The sequence below is a fragment of the Alistipes megaguti genome, from assembly GCF_944320325.1.
Taxonomy (GTDB): domain Bacteria; phylum Bacteroidota; class Bacteroidia; order Bacteroidales; family Rikenellaceae; genus Alistipes; species Alistipes megaguti.
In genome coordinates, this window is the sequence record NZ_CALUHA010000025.1 from 1 (window position 1) to 20,450 (window position 20,450).

17 protein-coding genes, 1 pseudogene and 1 riboswitch are annotated in these 20,450 nt (G+C 59.6%); of the genes and pseudogenes, 15 read left to right on the forward strand and 3 right to left on the reverse strand.

What is annotated here, in order from left to right:
• The 10 genes and pseudogenes from PUQ42_RS07405 to PUQ42_RS07450 all read left to right on the forward strand — a co-directional run.
• A pseudogene (locus PUQ42_RS07405) lies at positions 1 to 324 on the forward strand (hypothetical protein); the annotation flags it as partial.
• A gap of 747 nt (positions 325 to 1,071) precedes the next feature.
• On the forward strand, positions 1,072 to 4,503 hold the full coding sequence (locus PUQ42_RS07410; RefSeq protein WP_273372475.1) for a SusC/RagA family TonB-linked outer membrane protein: 3,432 nt from the start codon (positions 1,072 to 1,074) through the stop codon (positions 4,501 to 4,503).
• A gap of 13 nt (positions 4,504 to 4,516) precedes the next feature.
• Complete coding sequence (locus PUQ42_RS07415; protein ID WP_273372478.1) at positions 4,517 to 6,052, forward strand: RagB/SusD family nutrient uptake outer membrane protein; 1,536 nt, start codon at positions 4,517 to 4,519, stop codon at positions 6,050 to 6,052.
• Positions 6,053 to 6,077: 25 nt separating this feature from the next.
• Positions 6,078 to 7,079, forward strand: coding sequence for a hypothetical protein (locus tag PUQ42_RS07420; protein WP_273372482.1), 1,002 nt, complete (start codon positions 6,078 to 6,080; stop codon positions 7,077 to 7,079).
• A 195-nt stretch (positions 7,080 to 7,274) separates the two neighbouring features.
• Complete coding sequence (locus PUQ42_RS07425) at positions 7,275 to 8,438, forward strand: TlpA disulfide reductase family protein (RefSeq protein WP_273372485.1); 1,164 nt, start codon at positions 7,275 to 7,277, stop codon at positions 8,436 to 8,438.
• Between the two features lie 59 nt (positions 8,439 to 8,497).
• Entirely contained in the window at positions 8,498 to 9,616 is a 1,119-nt protein-coding gene (locus PUQ42_RS07430; RefSeq protein ID WP_122121021.1) for a TlpA disulfide reductase family protein, read from the forward strand.
• A gap of 316 nt (positions 9,617 to 9,932) precedes the next feature.
• Positions 9,933 to 10,325, forward strand: a complete 393-nt coding sequence (locus PUQ42_RS07435; protein ID WP_273372489.1) for a MarR family winged helix-turn-helix transcriptional regulator — start codon at positions 9,933 to 9,935, stop codon at positions 10,323 to 10,325.
• Positions 10,306 to 11,625, forward strand: a complete 1,320-nt coding sequence (locus tag PUQ42_RS07440) for a TolC family protein (RefSeq protein WP_273372492.1) — start codon at positions 10,306 to 10,308, stop codon at positions 11,623 to 11,625. The genes PUQ42_RS07435 and PUQ42_RS07440 overlap by 20 nt, the downstream gene beginning before the upstream one ends.
• Before the next feature lie 194 nt (positions 11,626 to 11,819).
• Positions 11,820 to 12,887, forward strand: a complete 1,068-nt coding sequence (locus PUQ42_RS07445; protein WP_087404328.1) for an HlyD family secretion protein — start codon at positions 11,820 to 11,822, stop codon at positions 12,885 to 12,887.
• Entirely contained in the window at positions 12,884 to 14,488 is a 1,605-nt protein-coding gene (locus tag PUQ42_RS07450) for an MFS transporter (protein WP_087310464.1), read from the forward strand. Before PUQ42_RS07445 ends, PUQ42_RS07450 begins: the two co-directional genes overlap by 4 nt.
• A gap of 7 nt (positions 14,489 to 14,495) precedes the next feature.
• Here PUQ42_RS07450 and PUQ42_RS07455 read toward each other — a convergent pair whose 3' ends face one another.
• From PUQ42_RS07455 to PUQ42_RS07465, 3 genes are all read right to left on the reverse strand, one after another.
• Positions 14,496 to 15,068, reverse strand: a complete 573-nt coding sequence (locus PUQ42_RS07455) for a cyclophilin-like fold protein (RefSeq protein ID WP_273372496.1) — start codon at positions 15,066 to 15,068, stop codon at positions 14,496 to 14,498.
• Positions 15,069 to 15,137: 69 nt separating this feature from the next.
• Positions 15,138 to 15,731, reverse strand: coding sequence for a DapH/DapD/GlmU-related protein (locus PUQ42_RS07460; protein ID WP_273372499.1), 594 nt, complete (start codon positions 15,729 to 15,731; stop codon positions 15,138 to 15,140).
• Positions 15,732 to 15,733: 2 nt separating this feature from the next.
• Entirely contained in the window at positions 15,734 to 16,699 is a 966-nt protein-coding gene (locus tag PUQ42_RS07465; RefSeq protein ID WP_232009219.1) for an alpha/beta hydrolase, read from the reverse strand.
• Between the two features lie 250 nt (positions 16,700 to 16,949).
• Positions 16,950 to 17,094: riboswitch (TPP riboswitch) on the forward strand.
• Between the two features lie 41 nt (positions 17,095 to 17,135).
• On the opposite strand from PUQ42_RS07465, the gene thiS reads away from it, so the two are divergent.
• The 5 genes from thiS to thiH are packed head-to-tail and all read left to right on the forward strand — an operon-like array spanning position 17,136 to position 20,450.
• Positions 17,136 to 17,336 carry a sulfur carrier protein ThiS gene (gene thiS / locus PUQ42_RS07470; protein ID WP_087310472.1) on the forward strand — a complete coding sequence of 67 codons (201 nt, stop codon included), beginning with the start codon at positions 17,136 to 17,138 and terminating at the stop codon, positions 17,334 to 17,336.
• Positions 17,333 to 17,929, forward strand: coding sequence for a thiamine phosphate synthase (locus PUQ42_RS07475; RefSeq protein WP_337956034.1), 597 nt, complete (start codon positions 17,333 to 17,335; stop codon positions 17,927 to 17,929). The genes thiS and PUQ42_RS07475 overlap by 4 nt, the downstream gene beginning before the upstream one ends.
• A gap of 7 nt (positions 17,930 to 17,936) precedes the next feature.
• Entirely contained in the window at positions 17,937 to 18,563 is a 627-nt protein-coding gene (locus PUQ42_RS07480) for a thiamine phosphate synthase (protein WP_273372502.1), read from the forward strand.
• Entirely contained in the window at positions 18,560 to 19,327 is a 768-nt protein-coding gene (locus PUQ42_RS07485; protein ID WP_273372505.1) for a thiazole synthase, read from the forward strand. The genes PUQ42_RS07480 and PUQ42_RS07485 overlap by 4 nt, the downstream gene beginning before the upstream one ends.
• A 13-nt stretch (positions 19,328 to 19,340) precedes the next feature.
• Positions 19,341 to 20,450, forward strand: a complete 1,110-nt coding sequence (thiH, locus tag PUQ42_RS07490; RefSeq protein ID WP_087310478.1) for a 2-iminoacetate synthase ThiH — start codon at positions 19,341 to 19,343, stop codon at positions 20,448 to 20,450.

Genomic DNA, 20,450 nt, shown 5'->3' on the forward strand with positions numbered 1-20,450 from the left:
AAAATCTGGGTCGCATCGGGACGGAACAACATGGGCCGCTCGCTCCAGACCAACTACGGCATCCGCTTCCACAACGATCCCGAGGGGATTGTCTATCCCTACATGCTGGTCAACTCGGTGCTGATGAAGGATCGCTACCCGGGTCTGCAGGATTTCTGCAAGAAGTGGTTCAAGGGCCCCGAGGGCAAGGTACACAAGAAGGAGGCCGAGGAGAACGACGCCTGGATTCTCGACATGTACGATGCCTATCTCGAGCAGATGGGCGACGAAGCAGCCAATCTACCGTATCCGATTCCCGACAAGAAGGACTCCAACGAAAAGTAGCCATCCGTTCAACAGGAACCATACAAATCGGGGAAGGGCCGGCTGGAACCTTGAAAAACGACAGGCCCGGAATTCATCCACGGGGGCCGGAATGATATCCACGGGGTCGGAATGACATCCACGGGGTCGGAATGACATCCACGGGGGGCCGGAATGATATCCACAGGGGCTGGAATGATATCCACGGTGACCGGGATAACATCAACGGCATCGCCTCTAACCAAGCTGAAATCATACCAATCTCACAATACTTCGGTATTGTGAGATTTTTCATAAAACAGGCCTCGCAACTCCGAACGCCACCTACTCCGAAGCATCTGCCACGGATTATTCAACGGCAAACCGCGGATCATCTCCCCCAAGGCATCAAACCCTCCGACAATACGAAGAGATTGTCCGTAAGGCGGCTCCTCTTCCGCCCGAAAGAGTTATGAAACCTTCGGAGCGAGAATTATTATAAAAAATTTCAATATTAGCATTATAAAACAAAATTACCGTTTTAAGTTACATTCTGCATATCAAAAAAATCCATTTTACCTCCATTTATAAACCAAAACTAACCATTCACGAAAATCCCGCCACATCTTTTTCTATTAATTATTTTCACTAAACAGAATATTTTACAGATTTTTTACTATATTTGTAAAAACCTCCCCTGCCCGGTCACATATTCGGAATTGCCGTTTTTTCGCATATATAAGTAAGTATACAAGGACAAACCTTTTGTTTCACTTAAATACTCTCTCTATGAAAAAACTCTACGTATCACTGTTTTCCGGCACTCTGAGAGGGGGGGGGATATTTGCTAAATGCCCCACACTGATCGCCCGTACGCTGTGTTTCTGCGTGCTGCTGGCCATCAATCTGTGGGCAATCCCCGCCACAGCGCAAACTTCCAATAAGAAGGCCCACATCGTATCGGGCACAGTCACCGACACCAGTGGAAATCCCATTGTCGGTGCTACAATCGTCAGCTCGAAACATGCTCACATCGGTACAACAACCGATTCGAAAGGTTTCTTCCTGCTGACCAACATCGAAAGCGACGATGTCCTTCAGGTAGGATTCGTCGGCATGAAAAGCAAGGAACTGCCTGTCGGTGCACAGATGCGTTTCGATATCACACTCGAAAACGATACGGAAATCGACGAAGTAATCGTCACCGGTTATCAGGAGATCTCGAAACACCAGGTGGCCGGCGCCGTCAAGCAGGTCAAGATGGATGAGATCAAACTCGGCGCATCCTTCTCGGTCAACCAGATGCTCGCCGGACAGATTTCGGGCGTGAACGTCATCCAGACTTCGGGCGAGCCCAGCGCCACCCCCAAAATCCGTATTCGCGGAACTTCATCCATTCTGGGCAACAAGTCTCCGATCTGGGTGCTCGACGGTATCATCCTCGACGACCCCGTGCAGGTCAACTATCAGGACCTCACGGGCGACGATGCCGCCTACCTGATCGGTAACGCCATCGCCGGCGTCAACCCCTCGGATATCGAGTCGATCACCGTTCTGAAGGATGCCTCGGCCACGGCCCTCTACGGCGTGCAGGCTGCCAACGGCGTCATCGTCGTGACGACCAAGCGCGGCGAGGCCGGTCGCACGAAGATACGTTACGACGGCTCGTTCACCCTCAACGAACGCCCCTCCTACCGACAGCTCGACGTGATGAACGCCGCCGAACGCATCACCCTCTCGCAGGAGATGCTCGCCGACCACTTCGAGTACTCGCGCTTGCCGGACGATATCGGCTACGAGGCCCTCTACATGAAATACATGAACCACGGCCTGACCTACGACCAGTTTGCTTCCGAGGTTAGCAAGATGGCTTCGCGCAACACCGACTGGTACGACCTGGTGTTCCGCGACGCGTTCAGCCACAACCACACGGTGAGCCTTACCGGCGGTTCGGAGCGAACCTACTATTACGCTTCGGTGGGATACAACAACACCCCGACGACCGCTATCAAGGGTGGATCGGAGCGTTTCTCGGCCAACATGAAACTCAACTCGTGGCTCACCAAGAAGCTCTACATGGGCATCAGCATCTCCGGCTACCAGAACAAGAACAAGGGTTACAGTTCGATGGCCGGAGTCAACCCCAACACATACGCCCAGAATACGGCCCGCACCATCCCGGCCTACAATGACGACGGTTCGTACTACTATTACAAATTGGCCGGCTACAACTCAATAAGCGCCAACGGATCGTCCATCAAAGAGTATCCGAAATACAATATCCTCAACGAACTCAACGAAACGGGAGCCCAAGGCGAGGTTGCCAACCTCAATCTCCAGCTCAACCTCCAGTACGAGTTCATCAAGGGTCTCCGCTACGAGTTGCTCGCCTCGATGGTTCACGACAACAGCAAGCGGTTCGACTACGCCACCGACGCCTCGACCTATATCGCCAAGATGCGCGGCTGGAATCTCGACTTCCCCTATCTGACGGGTGATTATACCTCGCAAGACTGGTATCAGGAATCTCCCATCCCGCAGGGCGGTATCCTCTCGGCCTCATACAATACCAATACCAGCTACACGCTGCGTAATACGCTGCGCTATAACACGCAGCTCAAGGAGAAGCACACGATCAGCGCCTTCGTCTCCTCCGAAATCCGCAGCATCCCGACTACCGGATCATCGTCCATCTGGTACGGCTGGCAGCCCGAGCGAGGTCTGGCCATCGAGCCGGTCTTCACGGACAAGTACATCGAGAATGCACGGAACGGCCAGTACAATCCCACACTCACCGACCGTACGACCCACTACGTATCGTGGCTGGGCAGCGCCTCCTACTCCTATATGGACAAGTGGACGATCAACGGCAACATCCGTATGGACGGTTCAAACTCCTTCGGTGAGAACCCCAAGTATCGCTTCCTGCCCGTGTGGTCGGTAGCCGGCAAATACACCCTGTCGAACGAACCCTGGCTCCGGGACAGCAAGGTACTCTCGCAGCTCGCCATACGTGCCTCATACGGTGTACAGGGAAATGTTGACCAGAACACTTCGCCGAGCCTCGTGATCCAGATCGGCTCGACCGATGCCACCACGGGTCTCAACCAGTCCCACGTATCGCTGCTGCCGAATGCCGACCTGCGTTGGGAAAAGACCCAGTCGTACAACGTCGGTCTCGATTTCGCCTTCCTGGGCGACCTGGTAACCGGTACGATCGACGCCTACAAGAAGCACGGTACCGACATGATCGCCACGACTCAAGTCTCCTCGGCCACGGGCCGCTCGGAACTCAAGATCAACTCGGGTGTCGTCGATAACGCCGGTGTCGAGGTGGCCCTGGGCTTCCACCCGCTTCACACCAACAACTGGGATCTCTACCTCAACGTCAACTACTCGTACAACCGCAACAAACTGATCAAGGCCAACAGCAGCGCCGTGGTCAACAACACGTCGAAGATCTCCGGTACGGCCCTGATCGAGGGCAAACCGCTCGGCACGCTCTACTCCTACAACTTCGCCGGACTCAACCACGATACGGGTTACCCGGTCTTCTACGACAAGAACGGCAACGCTACCGGCATGATTCCCGACGACAAGAGCGAATCGGGCGAAAAGGAGGTTCCCAACTACAGCCTTTACGAGGATGAGATCGAGCTCGTCGAGTCGGGTGTGATGGATCCGCCCCACTACGGAGGTTTCGATTTCACGCTGCGCTGGAAGAGCCTGCGTCTGTCGGCATCGTTCACCTACTCGGCCGGAGCCGTAGGCCGTCTGCCGGGCATCTACACCGATGCTTACAATGCCTACGATCCCGCACAGAACATGCGCAAGGAGTTCATCACGCGCTGGCGCCAGCCGGGCGACGAGCTGCACACCAACATCCCCGTTCTCTACAACTACGACAACTACCAGGACCTGCCGCGGCGTGACGGGATTCTCTCCGACCGCGATGTCATCGAAGGCAACAACATGTACGACTACTCGACGGCCCGCATCGCCAAAACCAACGTTCTGCGTATGCGCAGCCTCGGTCTGAGCTACTACGTTCCGACGCATAAACTTCGTTCGTGGGGCATCGAGTCGGCCATGATCAGCCTGCAGGCCACCAACCTCTTCTTCATAGCCGACAAGGCATGGGGCGGCATGGACCCCGAGAGCGGTTATGCAGCCGTTCCGACGCCGAGAACCTACACGCTCAACGTAAGTCTGACTTTCTAAAGCTGAATACACGATGAAAAAAGGAATCAACATACTGACATTCGGATTTGCATTGGCAACCCTGACCGGATGCGGGGACTTTCTGACGCAGGAGGCCCAGGATCTTGTCATTCCGAAAACCGTAACACAGTACAAGGAGCTGCTGCAGGGTGACGGCTACTTCAAAAACTTGCAGACCACGGCTGCGTGGGTTCATTTCCTGACCGACGATATGGCTACCGGTCCTTACGAGTATGCCGACGACCCCACAAAGATCTCCTCATCCATGGAGAAGTACAAGCAGATCTTCCTCTGGCAGGCCGAGATCGAAAGCGACCAGTTCACCGACGATCTCTACGCTTACCTCTACAACCAGGCGCTTCCGGGTACGATCTGTCTTGAGATGCTCGACGACATGGAAGGATCCGATACGGAAAAACGAATTCTCAAGGGTCAGGCCTCATTCCAGCGTGCGATGGCCTTCTTTTACCTGGCCAACCTTTACGGTCCGGCCTACAACGAAGCTCAGGGCAGCGATCCCTGTGTTCCGATGTCGCTGACGGCAACCGCAACCCCGGGCTCCTACCCGCGCAAAACCGTCGAGGAGGTCTGGGGACAGATCCATACGGACATTACGACGGCGGTCGAATGTCTCGATGGTTATGAAGCCGGTGTCTACGAGATCAACTACAAGGCCGCCCTGCTGCTCGCCTCGCGCGTAGCACTCTTCATGGAAAACTATGAAGAGGCCATCACCTATGCCGAAAGGCTGCTCGAACTGGCCCCGACGCTCTTCGACATGGTGGGCAAGATCGACATCGAAACCTATCTCGATCCCGGCACTGAGTATGAAGAGGGTATTCTCAACACGAGTCTTAATCCCGACGAGATCCTCTGGACCTTCTCGCAGAGTTCGACGCAGAGCATGACCTCTCTGCTCACAGACGCTTTGCTTACCTCGATGTCGTTCACCGTATCGAATACCGAAGATTCAGGTCTGATCCAACTCTATGACCGCAACAAGGATGTCCGCATGGCCTTCTCCTTCGCCGATCCCGACCCGGACGACCTCTTTGCATCACTAATCGGTTGTATGTCGAGCACATACGTCTATTCCCCCTGCAAGTACAACAGCTACGCCGGAATGACCGGTTTCCCGATGGGAATGCGCAACGCAGAAGCCTACCTGACGCTGGCCGAGGCCTATGCCCGCAAGGCCAATCCGGACAAGAGCCGCGCACTGGATTACCTGAATGCCCTGCTCAAGACGCGCATCGTCGACTACACCCCGCTCACCGAGGCCGATTTCGCCACCGACCAGGAACTCGTCGAACGGATCTGGACCGAGCGCCGCAAGGAGCTCTGCTTCGAGGAGCTGCACCGCTGGTGGGATATGCGCCGCTGCGGTCAGAAGGGCTTCACCCGGGTGTGGGGCGTCACGGACGAGACCTACGAAATCGCCGACCATGACCCCGCCTTCACGCTCAACTTCCCGAAGAAGGAGCGTGACTTCGATCCGGGACTCACGCCCAACAACCGCCCGATCCGGACTCCGGTAGCATCCAACTAATCGACAACGCAAACACGAATTGATCATGAACATGAAACAATACCTTCCCATTTTCGTCGCCGCACTGCTCTGTGTCTCGGCGGCCAGCTGCGATCGCAGCGACCCGGACGGATCGGTAACGATACCCGAGAAGCCGGTATTCGATACCTCGACGAATGCCGGCAAACAGGCCCAGCATATCTACGACACCTATGGTCTGCACTGTCATTGGGATTTCAAAACCGACGACTACATCTACGAACTCACCTCCACTTCGAGTGTCAACTACACCGAGGTCGACGATATGGACCGCATGGCCGAGTTCCTCACCGCCTTTGAGGAGAAGGCGCTCAAGGTGCTGCCCATCGAGATCGTCAAACAGTCGTTCGCACACCTGTTCATCTGCAATGAAATTCAGGACCAATACAGCAAAAGGACCTATACGTCTACCTATCTTTTCGATGACGAGGACCTCACCGCTCTGATTCCGATGGAGGTCAAAACGCTGGGCGTAGCCCTCGGTTATGCCGGTTCAAAGTGGGCGGAGGCCGATATGGAGTTGTTGCAGCTGCGCTGGATCGAGGCGATCTTCGAGACCATGCTCAACAATGCCCCGACTCCGACTGATTTCAACAAGGCCGCGCTGATCAACGTCGCCGATATTTCCGGCGATGCCTATCCGACCAATTACTCCGCCAGCCGACAGTGGGGCTGGTGGTGCATCCAGGGAGGTGATACCGGAAAAGAGGAAGGCTACCAGTATGACTGGGGACTGCTCGATCCGCCCTACGTGGGTCTCTCATTCATTGCCTACCGCGATGGCGCGGAGGTGCAGGAAAAAGTGACGATGGGTTATTCACGCTGGTACGACTCGGGCTACACGGCTGCGATGGACTTCGCGACCTATGCCGCCTTCATCCTGCTCAAACCCGCAACCTACATGGACGATCTCTGCGCGAAGTATCCTCTTGTGAAACAAAAGGTACAGCTCGTCAAGGAGTACTTCCTGGAGAACTTCAACTACGAACTGAAGAGTATCGCACAATAACCCTTGCAACACAATGCCGGGAAGTGGCCTTGAGCCACTCTCCGGTATTTTTCGGAAAGCTGCCCAACGTATTGAAAAAATCGTTATATTGACAGGCCGTTCAGCCTGAAAGCCGGAATCGCCATACGTGCGCGATATCCGGCTTTACAACGGTCACAAACAGAGGTAAAGCAACAACTCATTCATAAACGTAATATGAAAAACAACAAAATTCTTCTTTGCGGTGCGATACTCGCACTGGCCGCCTGCTCGTCGGCAGACAAGTACACGATCCGTGGAACCTGGGAAGACGGTGCAGGACAGACCGTCTACCTCAAGACGGGCAACGATCCCAAACAGCTCGTGGTCATTGACTCGGCGGTGGTGAAATCCGACAACACCTTTGCGCTCAAGGGTCCGGCTCCGGAGACGATGACTCCCGCCGTCCTGGTAAGCCCCGAAGCACGCACCGAACTGCTTCTCTACCGCTCGGGACGCCCGATCGAGGTGAAAATCTGGAACGAAACGCGCCGCGAACTCAAAGCCGGCGAAACCGATAGTGTCGATGTCAAGGTACAGCACATGAAGCTGGTCGACCCCGATCCCGAAACTGCCGTCTTCCTCACGGGACGCGACCTGGAGTCGGGGAACGCATTCATCTCGCTGGGCGGCATGTTCATGCTGATGAATGCCCAGCAGAAGGGGCTCTCGCTCGACTCGGTGTTCAACGTCAAGACTCAGATGGAGGATGCCTTTGAGCAGAGCATGGAGAAATTCCTCGACTCGACGGGCAACTTCCGTTCATCGACCTTCTTCATCCGCGACTTCGTGCTCAAGACCCGTTCGTTCACCGAAGCTCAACGCTGGTACGACTCGCTGACGCCGGCCGTCAAGGAGTCGGCCGAGGGCAAGATGCTTCTCAACGACATCGAGCTGAACAGCAAGTTCAACGTCGGCGGCACGCCCGATGACTTCACGCTCCCGACCCCCGACGGCGATTCGCTCTCGCTCTACTCGCTGCGCGGGAATGTGGTTCTGCTCGACTTCTGGGCCTCGTGGTGTGCACCCTGCCTGGCCGAAGCTCCCAACGTGAAGAAAATCTACGAGAAATACCACGACAAGGGGCTCGAGGTGCTGGGCGTATCGCTCGACAAGGAGGGCGACTACGACAAATGGGTGGATGCCATCAAAAAGCACGGCCTGAGCTGGAAGCATGTCTCCTCGCTCAAGGGCTGGGACTGCCCCGTAGCCAAGCAGTTCAACGTCACGGCCATTCCGCGCATGTACATCCTCGACCGCAACGGCAAGATCATCGCCCAGGATCTGCGCGGTGAGGAACTCGCCAAAAAGATGGACGAAATTTTCGCCGACGCTCAGTAATCGAAAACAACGCGTTCGGAGCGGGCCAACTCGCTCCGAACACATCAAAAAGACCGGATATGAAAAAAATCTTTATCGGAATGCTGCTCGCTGCAGGGTTCGCAGCCTGCTCGGACGGAAACAAAAACGGCGAACAGATCGCTTACGACATCCAGGGCAACTGGGATGAAGGGGCCGGACAATGGGTACGTCTCGTCAGCGATGATTTCCCACAGGCCGTCGATTCGGCAAAGGTCGGCGACGACAAGCTCTTCCATCTCCAGGGAGAGCTGGACTATGCACAAAAGGCCACGCTGCTCTTCGGCAAGCAGGGCTCCGATTACAAGGAGCGCCGGACGAAGGAGATCTTCCTCGACGGAACGCCCGTCACACTGACGGTCAAGCAGGAGGAGGGCAACCCCTTCAACCCCTCGGGTATCGACGTAACGGTCAAGGGCAGTCCCGAACAGCGCCTCATCGACCAGCAGTTCTCGATTGAACTGATGAACATGTTCGTCGAACTGGGTGAAGGAACCGCCAAGGATGAGGAGGCAAAGGCCAGCTCCAAGAAAGCGCGTGACGACTTCAACAAGACGCTCTTCGCTTTGATCGACTCGGCCCGCAACTGCCGGATGATCACCTACATGATCAGTGACTTCATGGTGCCCCGCTACCCGATCAAGACGATCGACAGTCTGTTCAACACGCTGACCGACAGCGTCAAGCAGAGTCATCTGGGCCGCAATCTGGCCGACAAGATCGCCCGTCTGAAGGCGGTCAACATCGGCGCCAAGGCTCCGGATTTCACGCTCCCGACGGTCGACGGCGGTGAACTCCGCCTTTCGGACCTGCGCGGCAAGGTCGTGCTGCTCGACTTCTGGGCTTCGTGGTGCGCACCCTGCCGCGGCGAGCTGCCCAACGTGAAGAAGATCTACGAAAAGCACCACGCCGACGGACTGGAGGTTGTGGGCATCTCGCTCGACAACAAACGCGAAAACTGGCTCAAGGCGATCGAGGAGGAGCAGCTGCCCTGGATTCAGGTCTCCTCGCTGAAGGCCTTCGACTGCGACGTGGCGAAGACATACAGCGTACAGGCCATTCCGCGCATGTTCATCATCGACCGTGATGGCACGATCATCGGCCTCGACCTGCGCGGCGAGAAACTCGCTCAACGCATGGATGAGATCTTTGCCAAATAGGATCTGAAAAACCGGAATGGTAAGAGCCGCTCCCTTTTTACGGGGGCGGCTCTTTGCTTGAACGGCCCGGAAGGTTTCGCGGATGAAGACTCCGGCTGCGGCGGTCCCGGCAGTGAGGCCGTTCGAAAAAAAATCGCACTGCCCGAAACTCCCTGACAGCAAGTGCGACGCGCGCCAAAGACAAGAGCCGGACAAGGAGATGGAGATAGTCAAAATTTTGACTGTCGCACAAAATGAACTATCTTTGCGGCCGAAATCAAGGATCACGACCAACGGAGGCAACGATTTTCGGGAATTTCAACTACAGATCGTGCGGATGCGGATCGCCTTCCGCCAGTGCCTTCAACGCACGCTGAAACGCCACGGCATCAGCGTAACGTTCGAGATGCTGCAGGTGATAAGCTGCCTGTGGTGCGAGGAGGGCTCGACACAGCAGATTCTGGCCGAACGCACGGCCCGGAGCAAGGCCAGTCTGAGCAGCCTGATGACCACCCTCGAGAAACGCGGCTATATCGAACGCCGGGCGGAGCCCTCCGACCGACGCAACAAACGCGTCTACCTCTCGCCCGAAGGCGAACGCTTCTGGCTCGGCATCCTGCCGATCCTGAACGACCTCTACGCCCGCTTCGAACAGAGCATCGGGCCGGAATGTCTCCGCGTCATGACGTCGGATCTAACCCGCATACAGCATGAACTGGAAAGCATATAGGAACCTTCTTCTCCTTGCACTGGGAGCGACCGCCGGGCTGCAACCGGCCGCCGCGCAGAGCGACACGCTCTTTCTGCCGGTGGCCCGGCTCTTCGAACTGGGCGTTCAGCAGAGCCTCACCCTGCAGGCCGACGCACTGGAGGAGGATGCCGCACGGATCCGCGAAGAGGAGGCCCGGGCCAACCGGTTGCCCGACCTTTCGGTCGGGTTGCGCGGCGGCTTTGCCGGACAGCCGGTGATCTTCCGCCAGGGGCTGCGGGAACCCTACCGCTCCGATTCGCCCGACTGGTCGCAGAACTACGCCGTCGACTTTTCGCAACCGCTCTACCGGGGCGGCAAACTGCGCCACTCGATCCGCCGTGCCGGCATGGAACGCACGCTGGCCGCCCTGAAGAGCCAAACCGACGCCGCCGACCTGAAGCTGAATCTGCTCGGTCAGTACATGCAGCTCTTCAGCCTCTACCGCGAGCAGGAGGTGCTGTCGCGCAACATCGAGGAGTCGGAACGACGCCTGCACGACATCCGCCGCATGAAGGAGGAGGGGCTCATCACGAACAACGACGTGCTGCGCAGCGAGATGCAGCTGACCAACGACCGCCTGTCACTGCAGCAGACCGACAACGACATCGCCCTCGTGTCGCAGCAGCTGGACATCCTGCTGGGGATCGACGAGAGCCGGCTGATCGTTCCCGACACGACGCTGCTCTACCGCGCCATCACGATGGACGACTACGACCACTACGTCGAGGAGGCCTGCGCCGAGGATCCGACGATGAAGCAGCTGCGCATGCAGACCGAGATGGCCCGTACGGATGTCGATCTGGCCCGCTCGGCGCTGCGTCCCGACCTCTCGCTCTACGCCTCGAACACGCTGGCACGGTCCATTGCCCGCACGATGGAGGATCTCTACAACAACACATGGAACGTCGGTCTGTCGGTTTCCGTACCGCTCTCGGCACTCTACAAGGGCCGCCACAAGGTGCGCGAGAGCCGCGTGGCGGTCGATGTACGCCGCAACGCCGAGGAGCAGCAGATGCAGCGCATCCGCGTGAAGGTCCGCACGGCCTTCCTGCGTCACCGCGAGGCCGTGCAGCAGGTCGAGGCGCTGCAGCTCTCGGCGCGTCAGGCCCAGGAGAACTACCGCATCATGCAGAACCGCTACATGAACCAGCTGGCCATTCTGACGGACCTGCTCGATGCGAACAGCGTGCGGCTGGACGTGGAGTTGCAGCTCACGGCGGCCCGCACGCGGGTGATCTACACCTACTACGAACTGCAGCGGGCCATCGGGCGGCTGTAATTGACCGATGGAGGGGCCTTCGCCGGAGGGACGAAGCCCCGAATGCCCGCACACGAATCCCTCCGGGAGGCGGCCGAAGCGGCCCGGAGACACCGACTCCGCAGGCCCGGCCCAAGGGGGGGGGCCGCACGGAACGAGTGCGGCGGACGGATGACGAAACGAAGAACAAACGAAAGGAAAAAGGTTAGGAAAGCATGGGAGACTGGAGTAAGAAACGCGACGAGCTTCGCAAGCAACGCCACCGCAACATCGTGTTGAACGTCGTCTGCATCCTGCTGGCAGGATCGGGGCTGTGGGTAACGGCCGACTATTTCCGGCGCCACAAGAACTACGTGGTGACGAACGACGCCTCGATCGACCAGTACGTGGCGCCGATCAACATCCGCGTGGCGGGCTACATCCGCGAGGTGCGCTTCACCGAGCACCAGTTCGTCCACAAGGGCGACACGCTGCTGGTGCTCGACGACCGCGAATACCGCATCCGGGTCAAGGAGGCCGAGGCGGCGCTGCTCGACGCCCACGGCACGCAGGAGGTGATCCATTCGGGGATCGAGACGTCGCGGACGAACGTCGCGGTGCAGGATGCGAACATCGCCGAGGCGAAGGCCAAACTCTGGCAGACGGAGCAGGACTTCCAGCGTTTCGAACGGCTGATGCGCGATGAATCGGTCCCGGGCCAGCAGTACGAACAGGCCAAGGCGTCGTACGACGCGGCGCAGGCCCGCTACCAGGCGCTCGTGGCGCAGAAGGAGGCGGCCGTCTCGCAGTACTCCGAGGCGAGCAAGCGCACGGTCAGCGCCGAGGCCAACATTCTGCGCTGCGAGGCCGACCTCGACATGGCGCGGCTCAATCTGAGCTACACGGCCCTCACGGCCCCCTACGACGGCTACATCGGACGCCGTACGCTCGAACCGGGCCAGTTCGTGCAGGCCGGGCAGACGATCTCCTACATGGTGCGCAACCAGGACAAGTACATCACGGCCAACTACAAGGAGACGCAGATCGCCCATATCTTCATCGGACAGGAGGTGATCGTCAAGGTCGATGCCTTTCCGGGCCGCACGTTCCGGGGCCGCGTCACGGCGATCTCCGAGGCCACGGGATCGAAATACTCGCTCGTGCCGACCGACAACTCGGCCGGCAACTTCGTCAAGGTGCAGCAGCGCATCCCGGTGCGCATCGACCTGGTTGACATTTCGCAGGAGGAGATGGGCCAGCTGCGTGCCGGCATGATGGTCGAAACCGAAGCCGTGCGCCGATGATGACGACCGCCGAACTCGAACTGCCCGTCCGACGGTGGGTTCCCGACTGGCTGGGGGTGGTCAGCCTCTTCACGGTGCTGCTGCCCGTGACGATGCTCAACGGCTCCTATACGGGCAGCATGCTCGAGGTCTCGAACACGCTGGGGACCAATACCGAGGACATCACGATGGGTTTCTATGCCACGTCGGCCGGCATGTGCATCGCCTATCCGCTGGTTCCGAAGGTTCACGCCGCCTTCTCGTCAAAGGCGCTGCTGTTGGTCGACCTGGCGCTGCAGTTCGTGCTGAGCTGGATCTGCGCCCGCTCGCAGAGCGCCGACACGCTGATTGTCTGCAGCTTCTTCATCGGCTTCCTGAAGGGTTTCCTGATGATGTGGTGCATCCGCCGCATCAAGAAGATCTTCAGTCCGAAGGATGTCCGCAGCGAGTTCTACGCCTACTTCTATCCGGTGGTCTTCGGCTTCGGCCAGTTGTCGATGATCATCACGGCCGAACTGGCCTACCGCTACGACTGGAAGTACATGTATTACTTCATGATGCTGTTGCTGCTCGTGGCGCTGCTCATCGTGGCCGTCTGCTACCGCCACGACCGGCCCAACCGTCCGCTGCCGCTGCGCGAACTGCACCTTCGCGAAATGCTGGTCATCTCCGCCGGAATACTGATGTTGATGTACGCCCTCAACTACGGCAAACTGCTCGACTGGCTCTCTTCGCCGCGCATCTGCCTCTACATCGTGGTTGCGCCGATGCTGATCGCCTACTTCCTCTGGACGCAGTGGCACGCCCGCAAGCCCTACGTCAATCTGGCGCCGCTCTACCAGCCCAAGGCCATCGTGGGCTACCTCTACATGATGCTGGTGATGTTCTTCAGCACCTCGACCACGCTGCTGACCAACTACATGACCACCATCCTGCAGGTCGACGCCACTCGCACCTACACGCTCTACATCTACCTGCTGCCGGGCTACATCCTCGGGGCGTTCATCTGTTTCTGGTGGTTTCGCTGGCAGCAGTGGCGCTTCCGCTTCCTCATCGCCGGGGGCATGGCCTGCTTTGCGCTCTTCTTCGGGATGCTCTACTTCGGGATCTCGCCCGACAGCACCTACGAGAGCCTCTTCATCCCGATCTTCATCCGCGGCACGGGCATGCTGGTGCTGATCATCGCCTTTGCGCTGTTTGCCGTCGAGGAGCTGGACGAACGCTACCTGATCCACAACGCCTTCTTCCTGATTGCCAGCCGATCGGTGCTGGCGCCGATCCTGGCCACGTCGTTCTACAGCAACACGCTCTACCGGCTGCAACAGCGTTATTTCAGTTCGCTGGCCGCCGACATCACGATGACCGATCCGCTGGCCGCCGAACGCTACACCTCGTCGCTGAACGCGTCGCTGGCCCAGGGCCACAGCTACAACGAAGCGGTACAGCTGGCCACCGGTTCGTTGCACACGACCCTTCAGCAGCAGAGTCTGCTGCTGGCGCTGAAGGAGATTCTCGGCTGGTTGTTTGTCGTCTCGCTGGTCATCGCGGTCATTTCGCGCTTCATCCCCTTCCACAAGACCATCCGCGTGAAGTTCACCAAGGCGGGCGACGATATGGTCTGATCCTTTCCTACCGGGCGAAGGTCACGCGGGCGCTGCCGCCGCCAACGGCTGCGGCCAGCCCCGAAGGATCGTCCAGACGCCCCAGCCGGGTGTAACTGTACGACGAGGAGAAGGTCTCGTAGAAGAGCACCACCGTCGAACTGCCCCACAGCAGCAGATCGCCCGTACGAATGGTTCCGGGACGAAAGGTCGCCGTCGGCAGGCTCTGCGGCAGATCGGCGTATTTCTCGTTGCCGTTCAGTTCGGTCATGTCCAACTCCAGCGGCAACAGTCCGAGAAAGGCCCGTGCGGCGGCATTGTCTTCGAGGGTTGCCGTATAGGTGCGGCCGCCCACCGTTACGTTGATTTTCATATTCTGCGGGTTCTGATCGTCATTTTCATTCTCTCCGGGGGTGTCCGAATCATTCGGGTCGTCGGGGTCTGCGGGAGTCTGCGTCTCGTCGTCCGACCCCGAACCGGGCGTCTGGACCGTCCCCTGCCCGCCTGCGGGTGAGACGGTCCCGGCATCCTCCGGACTGCAGGCCGCAACTCCGGCAAAGATCCAGCCGAAAAGCGCCATCAAAAACATGCGTTTTTTCATTGTGTTCTGCGTATTGTTGCGACCTTCGGCCGGCGGACAGTCTCCAACGCGCTCCGCCCGCAGGTCCGGTTACCGTTTATCGGATTCGACAGCCTCGCCGACCTCGATGCGGCGGATCCGGCGGGCCGGGGCTCCGCCGACGATGGTATTCGGCTCGACGTCCCGCGTCACGACAGCTCCGGCCGCCACGACGGCTCCGTCGCCGATCGTTACCCCCTGGAGGATCGTGGCGTTCGAGCCGATCCAGACGTTGCGTCCCACGATGATCGGTGCCGGGATCATTTCGGCCCGATGCGCCGGATCGAGACGATGGTTCAGCGTCGCGAAGACGACGTTGTGACCCACCAGCACACCGTCACCCAGCCAGACACCGCCATGGTCCTGAAAGTGGCAGCCGGCATTGATGAAGACGTTGCGGCCCAGGTGGATATTGCGACCGAAATCGGTGTAGAAGGGAGGGAAGAGGCGGAACGTGGGATCGACCGGCCGACCGAACAGCCGGCCCATCCACTCGCGCAGCTCCTCCTGCGTGTGGTAGGCACCATTGATCGCACAGGTGATGCGGCGCGCACGGTCGTTCATCTCGTTCATCAAGGCCGCGATCTCGGGCGTATCGAGCGGCCGGCGTGCGGCCACATGTGCAAGAAAGGCTTCGAGTGTCATCGTTATCGGAGATTATCGCGGAAGAAACGCTCGATGCGGTCAAAGGGGATAATGTCCATCCGGTCGTAGAGATCGACGTGGCTGGCGCCGGGAATGATCACCAACTGCTTGTTGTCGCCCTTGAGGCGTTTGAAGGCATCCTCGCTGAAGTAACGCGAGTGGGCCTTTTCGCCGTGGATCATCAGCACCGCCGAGCGGATCTCGTCGCTGTAGGAGAGCAGCTTCGTATTGAGGAACGAGAGGGCCGACGTACGGGCCCAGCCGCCGTTGGAGTTCAGCGAGCGGGAATGGTATCCGCGCGGCGTCTTGTAGTAGTCGTAGTAGTCCCGGACGAACTGCGGGGCATCGGCAGGCAGCGGATCAACCACCCCGCCGGCCAGGGCATGAGTGCCCGTGCGGGCATCTTCGGTCCGCTGGGCATTGAGCTGACGGCGGAGTTCGTAGCGGCCGTCGGCATCCATTGAATCGAAGTAGCCGTTGGCCGTCACGCGGCTCATGTCGTACATCGTCGAGCTGACCGTGGCCTTGATGCGGGTGTCGATGGCGGCGGCATTGAGGGCCAGACCGCCCCAGCCGCAGATGCCGATGATGCCGATGCGCTCGGGATCGACGTCGTCGCGCAGCACAAGGAAGTCAACGGCCGCCGAGAAATCCTCGGTATTGATATCGGGCGAAGCCATGTAGCGGGGTTCGCCCGTACTTTCACCGGTAAACGAGGGGTCGAAGGCCACTGCTGCGAAGCCGCGTTCGGCCATCGTCTGGGCATAGAGCCCCGAGGCCTGCTCCTTGACGGCGCCGAAGGGGCCGCAGACAGCCAGGGCAGGCAGTTTGCCCACGGCATTTTTCGGTTTGTAGAGATCGCCGGCCAAGGTCGTGCCGAAACGGGTCCGAAAATGGACACGCTCGACGGTGACCCGATCGCTCGGCGCAAAGGTCCGGTCATTCTTCCGGGCTTGCACGCTGTTCATGGTTACCAGTATTAAAAATAAGACAAAGACAAATATCCGTTTCATGGTCGCCGTTTTTACGGGTTATCGTTCAGCCGTCGGACAGATCCGGAGACCGGCCCGATTCACCGATACAAAGATCGGAAGAAGATTCGGGAAAAGCTGTAGATGAATTACCGATTTTACAACCCCAATTACGGATTGGCCGACGCCCTTGAAGATGTTTTTTTCCGTTCAGAGACGTCGGAACCGATTTTTTCGCTATATTTGTCCGACACAAGAGGGGTGCCTTCGGGAAAAACGGACGCCGCACGGGATTCACACCGCCGGCGGGCAGGTTCCACGCAAAGGCTGAGATCACACCCTATGAACTTGATGCGGGCAACACCGACGAAAGGACTTGTTCATAGACCGTAATTTCTCACGGGCACGTCTTCTGCAAATTACGGGATCCATCATGGAAGTAACCATCAATCACAAGCCGGTCGGAGTCGAGACTCCGATGAGTCTGGCCGAACTGCTCGCGCACGAGGGAATCCCCGCCGAAGGGGTTGCCGTTGCGGTGAACAACCGCGTGGTGCCGCGCAGCGAATGGGCCTCGAAACCCCTCGAGGAGGGGATGAAGATCACCGTCATCCGAGCCGTCTGCGGAGGATGATGCGGATCGTCGTCATCACGGCGCCCGACTTCGTCCGGGGCGAGGCGGAGACGATCGGCCGCCTGCTCGACGCAGGGATCGACCGCCTCCACCTGCGCAAACCCGCGTCGGAGGAGGGCGCCATGCGGCGGCTCATCGAGTCGCTGCCCGCGGAGTTGTACCCGCGTCTGAGTCTGCACGACCACCTGCCGCTGGCCGCCGAATACGGGCTGGGAGGCGTCCACCTCAACGGCCGCAATCCGGAGGCGCCGAAGGGTTTCGCGGGATTGCGGAGCCGTTCGTGTCACACGCTCGGGGAGCTCACGGCCTGCGCCGCAACGACCGGCTACCGCTTCCTGAGCCCGATTTTCGACAGCATCTCCAAGAGCGGCTACCGGTCGGCCTTCGACGAAGAGGTGCTGCGCCGGGCCTCGCGGCAGGGGGTGATCGATGCGCGGACGCTGGCACTGGGCGGCGTCGAACCCGAACGGCTGCCGCTGCTGCACGACGTGGGATTCGGAGGTGCGGCGCTGCTGGGGTGCATCTGGCGCGACACCTCCCGCGAGGGGCTGCGGCAGACGCTCCGACGGATCGAACAGTACAGAAACGCATAGAAAAACCATGTTGCAATTCATCACACATCGGAACGACCGATACGACGAAATCTCGGGCACACGGGCCGTCCTCGAGGGGGGCTGCCGCTGGGTGCAGCTCCGCATGAAGGATGCCCCGGACGAGGAGTTCCTGCGCGTGGGACGCGAGGTGGGACGCCTGTGCCGCCAGTACGGCGCGACGTTCCTCCTGGACGACCGCGTGCACCTGGTCACGGAACTCGGTGCCGACGGCGTCCATCTGGGCAAGAACGACATGCCGCCGCGCGAGGCCCGCACGCTGCTCCCCGCCGGAACGATCCTCGGCGCGACGGCCAATACGTTCGAGGATATCGAACGGGCCGCAGCGGCCGGTGCCGACTACATCGGGCTGGGGCCGTTCCGCTTCACCCAAACCAAACGCAATCTGAGCCCCATCCTCGGGCTGGAGGGTTACCGGGAGATCTTCACACGCTGCCGCGCGGCGGGCATCACGCTGCCGGTGGTGGCCATCGGCGGCATCACGGCCGCCGACATTGCGCAGATCCTCGCCACGGGAGCCACGGGCATCGCCCTTTCGGGAGCGCTGCTCGGCGCCGCCGACCCCGCGGAGGAGACTCGCAAAATCGTCGATATTCTAAAACAACACAAATCATGAACGAATTGGTAATCGGCGGACGGACGTTCCGTTCGCGTCTGTTCGTCGGCACGGGCAAGTTCAGCTCCAACGAGTTGATGTCGCGTGCCATCACCGCCTCGAAGACCGAGATGGTCACCGTGGCCATGAAACGGGTCGACATGTCCAATCCGCAGGACGACCTGCTGGCCCATATCCGCCGTCCGGGCGTGCAGCTGCTCCCGAACACCTCGGGCGTGCGCAACGCCGAGGAGGCCGTTCTGGCGGCCCAGCTGGCCCGCGAGGCCTTCGGGACGAACTTCATCAAGCTGGAGATCCACCCCGATCCGAAATACCTGCTGCCCGACCCGATCGAAACGCTCCGCGCCACGGAGGAGCTGGCCAAGATGGGCTTCGTCGTGCTGCCCTACATCCAGGCCGACCCCGTGCTGTGCAAGCGCCTCGAGGAGGCCGGTGCCGCCACCGTCATGCCGCTTGCGGCACCGATCGGCACGAACAAGGGTCTCGTGACGCGTGAACTGCTCGAGATCATCATCGAACAGAGCAACGTTCCCGTGGTGGTCGATGCCGGCCTGGGCGCGCCGTCGCACGCCGCCGCAGCCATGGAGCTGGGGGCCGACGCCGTGCTGGTCAACACGGCCATCGCCGTAGCGGGCGATCCCGAACGGATGGCCCGGGCCTTCGCACGCGCCGTCGAGGCGGGCCGCGAAGCCTATGAATCGGGACTGGGCGCCCAGTCGCGCCATGCCGAAGCAAGCAGCCCGCTGACCTCGTTCCTCGACTAAAACCGTGCGTACGATGTTTTCCGAGGAATTAGCCAAATACGACTGGGAGGAGACCACGGCACGGATCCTCTCGAAGACGGCCGCCGATGTCGAGCGGGCCCTTGCGAAGGAGTACCCGACGCTCGACGACTTCATGGCGATGGTCTCGCCGGCTGCCGAGGCCTATCTGGAGCCGATGGCCCGACTGAGCCGCCGCTATACGCAGGAGCGTTTCGGCAAGACGATCTCGATGTACGTTCCGATGTACATCACCAACTCGTGCACCAACTCGTGCATCTACTGCGGATTCAACCGCCACAACGCCATTCCGCGCGTGATCCTCACGCCGGAGCAGATCGAGGAGGAGTGTCGGGCGATCCGCGAACTGGGTCCGTTCGAGAACCTGCTCATCGTCACGGGTGAGAATCCGCGGGCGGCAGGCGTCGACTACATCGAGCAGGCGCTGCACATTTGCCGCCCGTACTTTAACAACCTGACGATCGAGGTGATGCCGCTTTCAGCCGAGGATTACGAGCGGCTGACCCATTCGGGTCTGAACGGCGTGGTCTGCTTCCAGGAGACCTACAACCGCAAGAACTACAACATCTACCACCCGGCGGGCATGAAGTCGAAATTCGAGTGGCGTGTCAACGGCTTCGACCGCATGGGTCAGGCCGGGGTCCACAAGATCGGCATGGGCGTGCTGATCGGACTCGAGGAGTGGCGCACCGACGTGACGATGATGGCGCTGCACCTGCAGTACCTGCGCCGTCACTACTGGAAGACGCGTTACAGCGTCAACTTCCCGCGCATGCGGCCGTCCGAGGGGCACTTCCAGCCCAACGTCGTGATGAGCGACCGCGAACTGGCCCAGGTGACCTTCGCCTTCCGGATCTTCGACCACGACGTCGACATCTCCTACTCGACGCGCGAACGCGCCGAGTTCCGCAACCATATGGCCACGCTGGGCGTCACGTCGATGAGCGCCGGCTCGAAGACCGATCCGGGAGGCTACCGCGTCTACCCGACGTCGCTCGAGCAGTTCACCGTCAGCGACGAGCGCACGCCGTCGCAGGTCGAGGCCGACATCCGGCGTGAAGGCTACGAGGTGGTCTGGAAGGACTGGGACAAGGTCTTCGACTGA

Bases quoted from the DNA above. Each gene is read 5' to 3' on its own strand.
- PUQ42_RS07460 (WP_273372499.1), bottom strand. From the start codon at position 15,731: ATGACACTCGAAGCCTTTCTTGCACATGTGGCCGCACGCCGGCCGCTC.
- PUQ42_RS07430 (WP_122121021.1), top strand. From the start codon at position 8,498: ATGAAAAAAATCTTTATCGGAATGCTGCTCGCTGCAGGGTTCGCAGCC.
- PUQ42_RS07475 (WP_337956034.1), top strand. From the start codon at position 17,333: ATGATGCGGATCGTCGTCATCACGGCGCCCGACTTCGTCCGGGGCGAG.
- PUQ42_RS07455 (WP_273372496.1), bottom strand. From the start codon at position 15,068: ATGAAAAAACGCATGTTTTTGATGGCGCTTTTCGGCTGGATCTTTGCC.
- PUQ42_RS07435 (WP_273372489.1), top strand. From the start codon at position 9,933: ATGCGGATCGCCTTCCGCCAGTGCCTTCAACGCACGCTGAAACGCCAC.
- PUQ42_RS07420 (WP_273372482.1), top strand. From the start codon at position 6,078: ATGAACATGAAACAATACCTTCCCATTTTCGTCGCCGCACTGCTCTGT.
- PUQ42_RS07440 (WP_273372492.1), top strand. From the start codon at position 10,306: ATGAACTGGAAAGCATATAGGAACCTTCTTCTCCTTGCACTGGGAGCG.
- PUQ42_RS07450 (WP_087310464.1), top strand. From the start codon at position 12,884: ATGATGACGACCGCCGAACTCGAACTGCCCGTCCGACGGTGGGTTCCC.
- thiH (WP_087310478.1), top strand. From the start codon at position 19,341: ATGTTTTCCGAGGAATTAGCCAAATACGACTGGGAGGAGACCACGGCA.
- PUQ42_RS07425 (WP_273372485.1), top strand. From the start codon at position 7,275: ATGAAAAACAACAAAATTCTTCTTTGCGGTGCGATACTCGCACTGGCC.
- PUQ42_RS07485 (WP_273372505.1), top strand. From the start codon at position 18,560: ATGAACGAATTGGTAATCGGCGGACGGACGTTCCGTTCGCGTCTGTTC.
- PUQ42_RS07445 (WP_087404328.1), top strand. From the start codon at position 11,820: ATGGGAGACTGGAGTAAGAAACGCGACGAGCTTCGCAAGCAACGCCAC.
- PUQ42_RS07410 (WP_273372475.1), top strand. From the start codon at position 1,072: ATGAAAAAACTCTACGTATCACTGTTTTCCGGCACTCTGAGAGGGGGG.
- PUQ42_RS07415 (WP_273372478.1), top strand. From the start codon at position 4,517: ATGAAAAAAGGAATCAACATACTGACATTCGGATTTGCATTGGCAACC.
- thiS (WP_087310472.1), top strand. From the start codon at position 17,136: ATGGAAGTAACCATCAATCACAAGCCGGTCGGAGTCGAGACTCCGATG.
- PUQ42_RS07480 (WP_273372502.1), top strand. From the start codon at position 17,937: ATGTTGCAATTCATCACACATCGGAACGACCGATACGACGAAATCTCG.
- PUQ42_RS07465 (WP_232009219.1), bottom strand. From the start codon at position 16,699: ATGAACAGCGTGCAAGCCCGGAAGAATGACCGGACCTTTGCGCCGAGC.